8 protein-coding genes and 2 pseudogenes are annotated in these 14212 nt (G+C 42.9%); 9 read left to right on the forward strand and 1 reads right to left on the reverse strand.

Features of this window, described 5'->3' with window-relative positions; genetic code table 11:
- Positions 1-230 precede the first annotated feature (230 nt).
- The 8 genes and pseudogenes from C1G53_RS06835 to C1G53_RS06880 form a co-directional block, all read left to right on the forward strand.
- Positions 231-491, forward strand: a pseudogene (locus C1G53_RS06835) (topoisomerase DNA-binding C4 zinc finger domain-containing protein); the annotation flags it as partial.
- Between the two features lie 41 nt (positions 492-532).
- A complete protein-coding gene (locus C1G53_RS06840) occupies positions 533-907 on the forward strand; it encodes a TnpV protein (protein ID WP_001140406.1) in 375 nt (124 codons plus the stop codon).
- Positions 908-1273: 366 nt separating this feature from the next.
- Complete coding sequence (gene tet(O), locus C1G53_RS06845; protein WP_024413659.1) at positions 1274-3193, forward strand: tetracycline resistance ribosomal protection protein Tet(O); 1920 nt, start codon at positions 1274-1276, stop codon at positions 3191-3193.
- Between the two features lie 51 nt (positions 3194-3244).
- Positions 3245-3418 carry a cysteine-rich KTR domain-containing protein gene (locus C1G53_RS06850; protein WP_002779755.1) on the forward strand — a complete coding sequence of 58 codons (174 nt, stop codon included), beginning with the start codon at positions 3245-3247 and terminating at the stop codon, positions 3416-3418.
- A 487-nt stretch (positions 3419-3905) separates the two neighbouring features.
- Positions 3906-4418: a sigma-70 family RNA polymerase sigma factor gene (locus C1G53_RS06865; protein ID WP_000241709.1), complete on the forward strand. Its 513-nt coding sequence runs from the start codon at positions 3906-3908 to the stop codon at positions 4416-4418.
- A 94-nt stretch (positions 4419-4512) separates the two neighbouring features.
- Positions 4513-4938 carry a sigma-70 family RNA polymerase sigma factor gene (locus tag C1G53_RS06870; RefSeq protein ID WP_000323895.1) on the forward strand — a complete coding sequence of 142 codons (426 nt, stop codon included), beginning with the start codon at positions 4513-4515 and terminating at the stop codon, positions 4936-4938.
- 83 nt (positions 4939-5021) lie between these two features.
- Positions 5022-5312: pseudogene (locus C1G53_RS13600) on the forward strand (sigma-70 family RNA polymerase sigma factor); the annotation flags it as partial.
- A 1024-nt stretch (positions 5313-6336) separates the two neighbouring features.
- Complete coding sequence (locus C1G53_RS06880) at positions 6337-6678, forward strand: SEL1-like repeat protein (RefSeq protein ID WP_161941385.1); 342 nt, start codon at positions 6337-6339, stop codon at positions 6676-6678.
- 522 nt (positions 6679-7200) lie between these two features.
- Here the strand turns inward: C1G53_RS06880 and C1G53_RS06885 are convergent.
- Positions 7201-7731 (reverse strand): TetR/AcrR family transcriptional regulator, encoded by a 531-nt coding sequence (locus tag C1G53_RS06885; RefSeq protein ID WP_105118189.1) that lies wholly within the window; start codon positions 7729-7731, stop codon positions 7201-7203.
- A gap of 175 nt (positions 7732-7906) precedes the next feature.
- Here C1G53_RS06885 and C1G53_RS06890 point away from each other — a divergent pair.
- Positions 7907-14212: YSIRK-type signal peptide-containing protein (locus tag C1G53_RS06890; protein WP_105118190.1), on the forward strand; the 6306-nt coding region annotated here is incomplete at its 3' end.

Here is a 14212-nt window from a genome sequence, read left to right on the forward strand (position 1 = left end):
TACTTATGAGCAAGTATTGTCTATTTTTAATAGTTATCTATTATTTAACGGGAGGAAATAATTCTATGAGTCGCTTTTTTAAATTTGGAAAGTTACACGTTACTAAAGGGAATGGAGATAAATTATTAGATATACTACTGACAGCTTCCAAGAAGCTAAAGAGGTCCCTAGCGCCTACGGGGAATTTGTATCGATAAGGGGTACAAATTCCCACTAAGCGCTCGGGACCCCTTGTAGGAAAATGTCCTAAGTGTGGCAACAATATTGTATTAAAAAAATCGTTTTATGGTTGTTCAAATTATCCTGAATGTACCTTCACTTTAGCTGAACATTTTAGAAAGAAAAAACTCACCAAAACAAATGTAAAAGAATTACTAGAGGGAAAAGAAACCCTGGTAAAAGGAATCAAAACGAAAGATAGAAAGTCCTACAATGCCGTTGTAAAAATCGGAGAAAAGGGATATATTGATTTTATCTCTTTTTCAAAATAAGCATAAAAGCCCTTTAAAGGGGGCTTTTGAGGTAAGAGACAATGGCAAAGACAATTTTTGAGGAAATGGGCGGCAAATACGAAAGGCAAGGCGATTATTTAATACCGTGCTTAACTGTACCCGCCGAAGAAGAACAGCCGATAGGCATCTGGGGACAGCGGCATTTGGATTATCTGAAGCATCACTGCAAAGTTACATACACCAATCTTCTTACAAGCGGCAGACTTAACGCTTACCTTGCCGACATTGACAGACAGGCACAGGAACGCTTTGAAAGGCTCATAGAGGGTATGAAACAGGCACAGGGCATAACGGAACAGCTAAAGGCAGAAAACGCCTTAGAATGGACAGGATGCCTCAATAACATAAGGGCTTGTGCGAGGGAGATTGTGGAAAAGGAAATTATTTTTGCATAAACAGATGATTAGTGGCAGGGGGAAATCCTGCCGCTTTTTCTGCTTTAGTTTGTCAGCTTGACAAATAAAGGGTTAAGGAATATAATTAGATTCAGTATTATACAAGGAGTTGATAAATATGCGGCAAGGTATTCTTAAATAAACTGTCAATTTGATAGTGGGAACAAAAAGTAGCAGTCCCGTTTCACTTTTAATATGGGGCTTAGTTTTTTGTACCCAGTTTAAGAATACTTTTATCATGTAATTTTATATGCCCGAAAACATATAAGTGTTTTGGGGCTATTGGAGTTATTTACCCAGTGATAGGAGTATTTATCACTGGGTATTTTTATGCCCTTTTTTGGGTGTTGATAGGAGGAAAATCACATGAAAATAATTAACTTAGGCATTCTGGCTCACGTTGACGCAGGAAAGACAACATTAACGGAGAGTTTATTGTATACCAGTGGTGCAATTGCAGAACCAGGGAGCGTAGATAAAGGCACAACAAGGACAGATACAATGAATTTGGAGCGTCAAAGGGGAATCACTATCCAGACAGCAGTGACATCTTTTCAGTGGGAGGATGTAAAAGTCAACATTATAGATACGCCAGGCCATATGGATTTTTTGGCGGAAGTATACCGTTCTTTATCCGTATTAGACGGAGCAGTATTATTAGTTTCTGCAAAGGATGGCATACAGGCACAGACCCGTATACTGTTTCATGCACTACAGACAATGAAGATTCCGACAATTTTTTTCATCAATAAAATTGACCAAGAGGGGATTGATTTGCCAATGGTATATCAAGAAATGAAAGCAAAGCTTTCTTCGGAAATTATAGTGAAGCAAAAGGTTGGGCAGCATCCCCATATAAATGTAACGGACAATGACGATATGGAACAGTGGGATGCGGTAATTATGGGAAACGATGAACTATTAGAGAAATATATGTCAGGGAAACCGTTTAAAATGTCAGAACTGGAACAGGAAGAAAACAGGAGATTCCAAAACGGAACGTTATTTCCCGTTTATCACGGAAGTGCTAAAAACAATCTGGGGATTCGGCAGCTTATAGAAGTGATTGCCAGTAAGTTTTATTCATCAACGCCTGAAGGTCAATCTGAACTATGCGGGCAGGTTTTTAAGATTGAATATTCAGAAAAAAGGAGGCGTTTGGCTTATGTGCGTCTGTACAGCGGCGCATTGCATTCGAGGGACGTTGTCAGAATATCAGAAAAAGAGAAAATAAAAATTACAGAGATGAGTATTCCTACAAACGGTGAATTGTGTTTAGCAGATACGGCTTACTCTGGTGATATTGTAATTTTACCAAATGATGTTTTGCAGCTAAACAGTATTTTGGGGAACGAAATACTGTTGCCGCAGAGAAAATTTATTGAAAATCCGCTCCCTATGCTCCAAACAACAATTGAAGTAAAGAAATCCGAACAGCGGGAAGTGTTGCTTGAGGCACTTACAGAAATCTCAGATGGCGATCCTCTTTTAAAGTATTACGTGGATACTACAACGCATGAAATTATACTTTCCTTTTTGGGGAAGGTACAGATGGAAGTTATTTGTGCCATTCTTGAGGAAAAGTATCATGTAGAGGCAGAAATAAAAGAACCTACTGTTATATACATGGAAAGACCGCTTAGAAAAGCAGAATATACCATCCACATAGAAGTCCCGCCAAATCCTTTCTGGGCTTCTGTCGGGTTGTCCATAGAGCCGCTCCCTATTGGAAGCGGAGTGCAGTATGAAAGCAGAGTTTCACTTGGATATTTAAATCAATCGTTCCAAAATGCGGTTATGGAGGGGGTTCTTTATGGCTGCGAGCAGGGGCTGTATGGATGGAAAGTGACAGACTGTAAAATCTGTTTTGAATATGGATTGTATTATAGTCCTGTAAGTACCCCCGCAGACTTTCGGCTGCTTTCCCCTATCGTATTGGAGCAGGCTTTAAAAAAAGCAGGGACAGAACTATTAGAGCCATATCTCCACTTTGAAATTTATGCACCGCAGGAATATCTCTCACGGGCGTATCATGATGCTCCAAGGTATTGTGCAGATATTGTAAGTACTCAGATAAAGAATGACGAGGTCATTCTGAAAGGAGAAATCCCTGCTAGATGTATTCAAGAATACAGGAACGATTTAACTTATTTCACAAATGGGCAGGGAGTCTGCTTGACAGAGTTAAAAGGATACCAGCCAGCTATTGGTAAATTTATTTGCCAACCCCGCCGCCCGAATAGCCGTATAGATAAGGTTCGGCATATGTTCCACAAGTTAGCTTAACAGCTTGCAAAAGTCATATAAAATGAGATTTGAAAGGATTAGAGACTAATTATGATGAAATGCGAATGGATATTGTGTCCTGTTTGTGGGAGCAAAACCCGTAATAAAATTAGGAAGGACACTGTTTTGGAGAATTATCCCCTTTATTGTCCAAAATGCAGACAAGAAAGATTGATTAAAGTTGACAACTTGAAGATAACTGTCATCAAAGAGCCAGACGCTTAAGACGCAGAGCCGATGAAATTGTGGAACAATTCACGAATCATCGGCTCTTTTTGGTTCGTATTTGAAAGAACAAACTCACCAAATAAAAAAAACGATATTCGGGTGGGTTATTTTGTTATACCCTAAATTACCCTCTGAATTTGTTTTTAAATTTGGAGGGATTTTTTTATGTCCTTTTTTCGGGCAGTTATCTATCTGCTCATACGAAGCAAAATTTATCAATACATAGCATATCAGAGAACGGCAGGAAACCAGTTAAAAAAATTTCTGCCAGTGCAACGGTACTTCTCACCTTGAAAGTAGAAGTACAATCTCCATACAATAGAATTACTATTTCCTATAACCGTAAAGGTCACAGAGCCTTTGCGGTTTTTCTTTTGTCGATTTTTGTTGGAAAGTGCCGTAGGGCTGTTTCTGATATGCGGTGTCGTTCTCCGCCTCTCCATCTGGATTTTTTACATTTCAAAAATTCAGATGGGAGGTATTTATGGTGAAATATGCACCAAGAAAGGTATATATCAGAGAAAGTGGCGGCTATGTGGAATTATCCTACACGGAGTTCTGCCGTTGCAGGGAATCCGACCAGACCTATATGGACAAGCTGTTTATCCCCATTCAAGGCTGTCTGCTTGAAGTCGTGAGGGAGCAATACACAGACTTCTACCGTGACAAGGAACGGTGGCGTTATCTGCAAAAATTAGATACAAAGAATAGACTGCTATCTCTCGACGGATTTACGGACAGCGAGGGGAATCCTCTGGACTTTATCACTGATGAAGCGGTGGACATTGCAGAAACCGTTGTCAATGCGGTCATGGTGGACAGGCTGAAAGCCGCCCTGCCTTTGCTGTCGGATAGTGAACAGGAGCTGATACAGGCAATCTTTTTTGACGGACTTTCCGAGCGTGAAGTCGGGGCGAGGTTGGGCATAACCCAGAGCGTTGTAAACAAACGCAAAGCCAGAATCCTAATAAAACTAAGAAAGATAATAGAAAATTAAAATTTAAGGCGTTCAGCCCCCTTGTTTTTTCCTTTGGGAAGATGAGGGGGCTTTTCTCTGCCCTCTCAATCAATTCTGATTGGAGGAAGTAAGAATGGCATACAACCACGGACGGGAGGACAGGAAATGGCGTATCTGGAAAGAAGCGGAGGAAAAGCTGCTGCGTGAGTGCGGCGTTGATGAAGCGACCATTGAGCAGATACGCATGGCGGACAGGGCAGACTTCAATTCCAACAGGCGGTTTTACCGATGGACGAATGACGTTGCGGAATATCTTGAGGACATGGCAGGCAGGGAGCGGCAGGCGGAAGTGGGTACGGTTGCGGAGTTACTGGAAGAGATTGAGAGCGAAAATCTCTATCAAGTATTAGTCACGGTGGACGGGCGTACCTTGAAAATCGTCCTGCTGAAAATGCAGGGGTATTCCACAAAGGAGATTGCCCCGCTTGTGCATTTGACGACTGGTGCCATCTATGCGAGGTTAGACCATCTGCGGAAGAAGCTGCGGAAAATTTTATAGCTTCTAAAACAGCCTGCCATCCTGCGGGCTACTGGGTGAGGGATGGAAATCCCCTCACTCATTTTTTGCAGGAGGACAACAGGATGGCATACAGGGTTAAGGCATACACGCTTCGGGAGGAATCCACGGAAAGCGGCACAAGGTATTTTATCAGCTTTAAGGACGGGCAGGGCAAATCCCACGAGTTGGAAGTGTCGGAACAGTTCTTTATGGAGTTTCGGCAGATGGAGCGCAGGAACAGGAATCTTTTCTAATGGGACGAGCGGCACAGGGAGTTTAACGAGGTATGGGACGAAACCCTTTACAGACGGGCGTTGCGTGTGCCTAAGAGCCTTGATGAACGCATGGTTGAGGAAGAACGGAATGAAACGCTCTACTTTTTGTTACTTATTCAGTCGTTACTTATATTGTGAGTTGGCAGATAGTTGATGTTGCTCTCTTGTTTTCTGGCAAGCTGCTTCAAAGGTCCGCGGGACCTTCGAACTCCCCAATACGCATCATATTGAAGTTGTGAGTTTGTTAGAGAAACGCAATTAGATTGTCCAGCTTGCTCTCTTGTTTTCTGGCAAGCTGCTTCAAAGGTCCGCAGGACCTTTGAACTCCCGAATACGCATCACGTGGAGGCAGTATCACTGCTTGTACGAGTTGATTTATCAGCGAAGTAGAAGCAGATGTTCTGCCTATGCGACAGTTGTCGCAGAACACAGTGATGCGGTAACAGCGAACCGCTGAGTGTGTTGCTCTGCTCGTAAAAGCCTAGAAACCTTTGAACGAAAGGAATAATGAAAAGCCTTGATTGCAAGGCTAGAGCATTGGGATGGGGAAGTATCAAAGTGAGTAATTTTTATGGAGTGATGGCTAGAAATTATCTATTTCCATTTATCCTGTGGGAATGCGTTTGTTTCCATTGACAAGGAATTTATATGAATAGAAACGTAAAGCTTCATTCAATAGAGCGAATGTGGGTACGGCAAATAAAATTCACGACTAAATTATTGAAGAGTATTCTAAAGCTATCTATAACAATTTATCTAAAAAGGATTATTTCCAAGTTAACCAATTACAGGGAAATCTATTAGATAATCTACCTGATTTTGATTTAGAGGAATTAGTTATTTGTTATATTCAAATTAAGTATGATTTTTACGTGCTTTCTAATTCAATTGCTAGCAAATCAACAACAATAAAAATAGAATGCGATTTTTCTCCCGTAATCCAGAAAAACTAGCGAAGGCAGTCGTACAATTCAAAGGTAAGAAAGCAGCTCCCTTACAAAGCGATGGAGAACAATGATTCAGATTATCTGAATAGCAAGGGGCAGATTTTTATCGTGAAGGTGATTATACTAATGCCGTAGCATATTACCATCTAGCCGCTAGCATGGGGAATACGGATGCGATGTCGAATTTGGGATATTGTTATCTCTATGGTCGCCATACTGAACCGAGCGTGTCACTTGCTATTGCCTACTTCACATTAGTAGCTAAGAAGGGAAATATTGATGTTGCTTATAAATTAGAGGTTATTTATGGAAGGACAAAATGGGGAAGTCAAGATATAGAATTATCTCTCTACTATTATCGATTAGCTGTCTCCTACTTATTAGAGGAACCCTTGGAAACTTTATATGATATTGCCTGGTGTCAGGCACTTGAAAATTATCCTTGTCTTTGTCTTGCCTTTGGGAAATCAATGATTCTGGGTGGACAACTGTTTGTCAACCTTGACCTGACCTATTAATTTTTAGTTTTTGCAAGGAAAGGTTATAAAATTGAACTGCAAAACAGAGGGCATTACTATCAATCTGTATACGAAGATGTTGTAGAATTGCTTGGACATTCACAATTTGATAGAGTTCGATACAAATGAGATGATGTTTTTGATAGGGAATGAAGAAGAAAAGTGGATAGTGAGATAGACGGATTTTGCGTAAGGTTTGCATGGAATGAACATATTTTTATTTGCCTGCCATGGTCAATTTTCAACATCCCTACAGTAATATTATTTGCCCTACTTGTTGTGAGATGAGAAGAACAATCTGTTTACTTTAGGAAAAGTAGGGAATTTTCTCTAGAAATTAGTTTAGTAAATACCAAAAAGAGTCGCAGTTTCTTGCGACTCTTTCTTCGCTTTATGGCTCTGTAATACGTAGAGGCATTCTTTGCTCTAGCATAGTGGAGCTTTTTACATAAATTATCCTTTGCTATATCTTATACAATCGCCAGCCAGTCTTGTGATTGAAAGAATAGAAAGCTTGTGGTATTAAATACGCACAATGGATAAGATGTAGCGATGAATGATTTCAGGTGATTCTTGACAACCATTTTGTATCCAATACTTGATGATACTGTCGATGGTTGAAACATAAACAGTTAAGGCATACTCATAAGGAATTTTATATGCCTCTTCAAGTTGTTTTGGAAGATTAGGAATACTGGAATTTTCAATAACTTCGGTAATATACTTTGTAACTTCTAAAGTTATATGAGGGATAATGGTGACAAAATCCACAGCGATTGAGCGATTATTATACAAGAAGGTCAACATTTCAGCGATAACATCATCGCTCAAGGTTGGGTCTTTCGCAAGAATAATATTAATCTCGTTCAGGATATATTCGAGTGCTTCTTCCAAAAAGGTTTCCTTGGAATTATAGTAATGATAAAATACCCGACGGCTTAAATTGGCTTGATTGGCAATTTGGTTGATAGTGAAATTGTCTTTTTCACTGGATTTCGTTAGGTCAAAATAGGCTTCCAGAAATTTCTGGCTGGTTGTAAAATACTTTTCCATATATATATATATATAACTCCATTATAAATTTAATAAATAAAAATGAAAAAAATAAATGTACTGCACAAAAATGTATTTATTGTGAATCACTTAATTATATACACATTATATAATGTATCTTGTAATCATGCAACTATTTCTTTATAAAGTTGTTGGAATATGGAAAGGAATTCTTATGTTTTTTGATAATAAACAGCTTGAAAGCGAAGCATTGCGCTCGAAGCAACGGTTTACCATTAAAAAGTTTAAATCGGGTGCGGCCTCCGTTTTAATCGGTTTCTTATTTATGTTCAGCGGTGGAGCCTTAAAAGCTGCTGCAGAAGAGCTTGAAGCAGGTCAGTTGCCACAGACGACCGAGCTGGTGGACAAACCACTGGATTCAAGTGCTCAGGCAAACGAAGTGGTTTCTCATTCGGTTCAACAAGAAGCAGGACAGGTTGTACAAACAGTAGAACCAACTTCTGCCGTGCTTGCAACACCCCCAAGTTCCACTCAGCTAGTAGACGAACAGCCTAAAGAAACAGAGGAAACGATTGCTACTAAGTCAGCAACTGTTCCTAGTTCCGCTCAGGAAGTAGCAGAGCCTAAATCCCAGGAAATTGTGGAGGAGATTACTCCTGAACCAGCAGTATTGTCAACTTCATCGACAGAAGCAAAAACTGAACAGAAGCAAGGAGTTGCAACACAGCAAGCGACTGAAGAAAGTGTAACGAAGCTTGAACCTGTTTCTAATAATATCCAAGCAGATGCTAGCAAGGAGAATGTAGCGAATGCAACAAGAGCCGCAGAAACTCAAATAGATGGACAAGCTTTGCCAACTCGTGATTTAAGTCAGTTAGATTTGGCCAATATGAGCTTTGCAGACTTGGAAACTTTAGGGCTTTCTGAAGAAGAGAAACTTACTCTGTTCAATCAAATTCTTGCTCAACAAACAGGCTCGAATTCTGTTCAACTAACAGAGGAAGAAATAAGAAGTTTAGCTGGTTTCAGTGAAGCTGAGAAAAATTTCTATATTCAAAATAAATTAGGCAATACCAACCTTCCGCAACCACTCAATTTGGTAGTTATGTCAGAAACACTGATTACACCTAATAATCAGAACAAGTATGTGGTTAATGCAAAAGGGCAGACCTTTGCCTATGGTCCTGCAAACTACACCTTGACTGTGACGCCGAACCGAGCCAGAAATACCATGGATTTCGAACTGAATTATAAATTAGACGGTATCAATGGTCGTTCGGGTACTCACGTGGCTGATTTTGTTGTCAATCTCGGAAGCGCTTACGGTACACCTGGTGTTGCAACAGTGCGTGCTGGGAACAATACTACGACCACCGCTCTCGTTAATGGTGGGCGTCGAAATACCATTACTGGTTACAGTCCGACATCGCCTATCCAATACACAAACGCCCAAGTGATGAATGGACCACTCAATGTGAAGTTCACAGTACCTGTTAGAAACTGGAATGGGGATTTGAGTATTGATAACCACATTGGTATGTTCTCCGTTGACACTGGGGCTAACAACACGAAAGATTTCTTCTCTTCAGACAACTACTTCTGGAATAAGAGTGTCGTAACCATTGATCCTAATCCAAGTAGAAATGAAATCACAACGACCTTGCCTCCTATTGCGATGCCGATTCCGTTTCAAACAGAATACCGCTTCGTTGTTATGCCTGACCAGGCTCCTGGTTTCACCAGACAAGTTGAAGCCGGTGCAAATGGGGTGATGCAGATTCCTGTTAAACGGATTGCTTACATTGGTGCAAATGGTACAGAGGAATCTCATCGTTATGAGTATGGTCAAGCAACTGTACATACACCGGCACGCAATCAAATCATTGAGGTTAATATCAAAGATGGTATAGAGGCACCAGTTGCAGCACCGAATATTGATGTGACTACAGTTCGAAAACAAGGTTCTGTAGATGGAGGGCCATTGGTCAATGGTACGGAATTGACCTTTAGAGATGGTCCAAACGGTAGAATTATCCGACAGGTCTTTATCCCAGATGGTTTACAAGGGGAACGAGGTCAAGATGGTCGAAATGCAGATATTACTGTTGAACCTGCACGAGCTGCGGATGGCACACCAGGATACAATATCACAGTTACTGGCGCTGATGGTAGCAGATATACTCGATTTGTTCGTGATGGAAAAGACGGTCGCGATGGTCGAAATGCAGATATTAGTGTAACTCCTGCTGTTGCAACAGATGGAACAAAAGGTCACAATGTTACCGTTACTAGACCGAATGGTAGCAGTTTTACTACCTTTATCCGAGATGGAAAAGACGGTACCAATGGTCGTGACGGTCGTGATGGTATAGATGGTAAAACTCCGAGTGTAGATTTACAACCTTATACAGGTCAAGATGGCCGCATTCTTGGTACAACGGTTATTGTAAAAGATGGTGATGGTCAAATCATTTCCCGTAGAAATATCTTAAATGGTAGCGATGGTCAGGACGGCAAAACGCCATCTATTGAACAATTACCAGTGATGGATGGTGGTAGAGTCATCGGCACCCTCATTATTGTTCGTGATGGTGATGGTCGTGAAATCAATCGCCAGACTATTTACAACGGTCGCGACGGTGCCAAAGGTCAAGATGGAACAAATGGTAGCTCGGTTGTTTCACAACTTCAACCAGACGGTAGTGTAAAAGTCTACAATGTATCTTCTACAGGTGACCGCACTGAAATTGCCACCATCCGCAACGGTGTCGATGGTCGTGACGGTGCCAAAGGTCAGGATGGTGCCAATGGTAGCTCCGTCGTTTCAGAGCTTCAACCAGATGGCAGTGTAAAAGTCTACAATGTGTCTTCTACAGGTGACCGCATTGAAATCGCCACCATTCGCAACGGAGTCGATGGTGCCAATGGTAGCTCCGTCATTTCCGAACGTCAAAATGACGGTACTGTTAAAGTTTACAATGTGTCTTCTACAGGTCAGCGTACTGAAATTGCCACCATCCGCAACGGTGTCGACGGTACCAACGGTCGTGATGGTGCCAATGGTAGCTCAGTTGTTTCAGAACTTCAACCAGACGGTAGTGTTAAAGTTTACAATGTGTCTTCTACAGGCGACCGTACTGAAATCGCCACCATCCGCAACGGTGTCGATGGTCGTGACGGTGCCAAAGGTCAAGATGGTACCAACGGTCGTGATGGTGCCAATGGTAGCTCCGTCGTTTCAGAGCTTCAACCAGACGGTAGTGTAAAAGTCTACAATGTGTCTTCTACAGGCGACCGTACTGAAATTGCCACCATCCGCAACGGTGTCGATGGTCGTGACGGTGCCAAAGGTCAAGATGGTACCAACGGTCGTGATGGTGCCAATGGTAGCTCAGTTGTTTCAGAACGTCAAAATGACGGTAGTGTAAAAGTTTACAATGTGTCTTCTACAGGCGACCGTACTGAAATCGCCACCATCCGCAACGGTGTCGATGGTCGTGATGGAGCTAAAGGTCAAGATGGTACCAATGGTAGCTCAGTTGTTTCACAACTTCAACCAGACGGTAGTGTAAAAGTCTACAATGTGTCTTCTACAGGTGACCGCACAGAAATCGCCACCATTCGCAACGGTGTCGACGGTACCAACGGTCGTGATGGCGCCAGTGGCAGTTCAGTTGTTTCACAACTTCAACCAGACGGTAGTGTAAAAGTCTACAATGTGTCCTCTACAGGTCAACGCACTGAAATCGCCACCATCCGCAATGGTGTAGATGGTCGTGACGGTGCCAAAGGTCAAGATGGTACCAATGGAAGTTCTGTTGTTTCAGAACGTCAAAATGACGGTAGTGTAAAAGTTTACAATGTGTCTTCTACAGGCGACCGTACTGAAATTGCCACCATTCGCAACGGTGTCGATGGTCGTGACGGCGCCAAAGGTCAAGATGGTACCAATGGTAGCTCCGTTGTTTCAGAACTTCAACCAGATGGTAGTGTAAAAGTTTACAATGTGTCCTCTACAGGTGACCGTACAGAAATCGCCACCATTCGAAACGGTGTCGATGGTCGTGACGGCGCCAAAGGTCAAGATGGTACCAATGGTAGCTCCGTTGTTTCAGAACTTCAACCAGACGGTAGTGTAAAAGTTTACAATGTGTCTTCTACAGGTCAGCGCACTGAAATCGCCACCATTCGCAACGGTGTCGACGGTACCAACGGTCGTGATGGAGCTAAAGGTCAAGATGGTACCAATGGTAGCTCAGTTGTTTCAGAACTTCAACCAGACGGTAGTGTAAAAGTCTACAATGTGTCTTCTACAGGTGACCGCACTGAAATCGCCACCATCCGCAACGGTGTCGATGGTACCAACGGTCAGAATGGTGCCAATGGTAGCTCAGTTGTTTCACAACTTCAACTAGACGGTAGTGTAAAAGTTTACAATGTGTCCTCTACAGGTCAACGCACTGAAATCGCCACCATCCGCAATGGTGTAGATGGTCGTGACGGTGCCAAAGGTCAAGATGGTACCAACGGTCGTGATGGTGCCAATGGAAGCTCCGTCGTTTCTGAGCTTCAACCAGATGGCAGTGTAAAAGTCTACAATGTGTCTTCTACAGGTCAGCGTACTGAAATCGCCACCATTCGCAACGGTGTCGACGGTACCAACGGTCGTGATGGTGCTAAAGGTCAAGATGGTACCAATGGTAGCTCAGTTGTTTCACAACTTCAACCAGACGGTAGTGTAAAAGTCTACAATGTGTCTTCTACAGGTGACCGCACTGAAATCGCCACCATCCGCAACGGTGTCGATGGTCGTGACGGTGCCAAAGGTCAAGATGGTACCAACGGTCGTGATGGTGCCAATGGCAGCTCCGTCGTTTCTGAGCTTCAACCAGATGGCAGTGTAAAAGTTTACAATGTGTCTTCTACAGGCGACCGTACTGAAATTGCCACCATCCGCAACGGTGTCGATGGTCGTGACGGTGCTAAAGGTCAAGATGGTACCAATGGAAGTTCTGTTGTTTCAGAACGTCAAAATGACGGTAGTGTAAAAGTTTACAATGTGTCTTCTACAGGCGACCGTACTGAAATTGCCACCATCCGCAACGGTGTCGATGGTCGTGACGGCGCCAAAGGTCAAGATGGTACCAATGGTAGCTCAGTTGTTTCACAACTTCAACCAGACGGTAGTGTAAAAGTCTACAATGTGTCTTCTACAGGTGACCGCACTGAAATCGCCACCATCCGTAATGGTGTAGATGGTCGCGACGGTGCCAAAGGTCAGGATGGTGCCAATGGAAGTTCTGTTGTTTCACAACTTCAACCAGACGGTAGTGTAAAAATTTACAATGTGTCTTCTACAGGCGACCGTACAGAAATCGCCACCATCCGCAACGGTGTAGACGGTCGCGATGGTGCCAAAGGTCAAGATGGTACCAACGGTCGTGATGGTGCCAATGGCAGCTCAGTTGTTTCACAACTTCAACCAGACGGTAGTGTAAAAGTCTACAATGTGTCTTCTACAGGCGACCGTACTGAAATCGCCACTATCCGTAATGGTGTAGATGGTCGCGACGGTGCCAAAGGTCAGGATGGTGCCAATGGAAGTTCAGTCACATCCGAACTTCAACCAGACGGTAGTGTAAAAGTCTACAATGTGTCTTCTACAGGCGACCGTACAGAAATCGCCACCATTCGTAATGGTGTAGATGGAACAAACGGTCGTGATGGTGCTAAAGGTCAGGATGGTACCAACGGTCGTGATGGTGCCAATGGCAGCTCAGTTGTTTCACAACTTCAACCAGACGGTAGTGTAAAAGTTTACAATGTCTCATCTACAGGTGACCGTACAGAAATCGCCACCATTCGCAACGGTGTCGATGGTGCCAATGGTAGCTCAGTTGTTTCAGAACGTCAACCAGACGGTAGTGTAAAAGTTTACAATGTGTCTTCTACAGGTCAGCGTACTGAAATCACCACCATTCGCAACGGTGTCGATGGTCGTGACGGTGCCAAAGGTCAAGATGGAACCAATGGTAGCTCAGTTGTTTCAGAACTTCAACCAGATGGTAGTGTAAAAGTTTACAATGTCTCATCTACAGGTGACCGCACTGAAATCGCCACCATCCGCAACGGTGTCGATGGCACCAACGGTCGCGATGGTGCCAAAGGTCAAGATGGAACCAATGGTAGCTCAGTTGTTTCAGAACTTCAACCAGATGGTAGTGTAAAAGTCTACAATGTGTCTTCTACAGGTGACCGCACTGAAATCGCCACCATTCGCAACGGTGTTGACGGTACCAACGGTCGTGATGGTGCCAATGGAAGTTCAGTTGTTTCAGAACTTCAACCAGATGGTAGTGTAAAAGTTTACAATGTGTCTTCTACAGGCGACCGTACAGAAATCGCCACCATCCGCAACGGTGTCGATGGTGCCAATGGTAGCTCAGTTGTTTCAGAACGTCAACCAGACGGTAGTGTAAAAGTTTACAATGTGTCTTCTACAGGTCAGCGTACTGAAATT

Origin of the sequence: Streptococcus suis, assembly GCF_002960445.1 — a bacterium.
In the GTDB taxonomy this organism is placed as follows: domain Bacteria; phylum Bacillota; class Bacilli; order Lactobacillales; family Streptococcaceae; genus Streptococcus; species Streptococcus hyiners.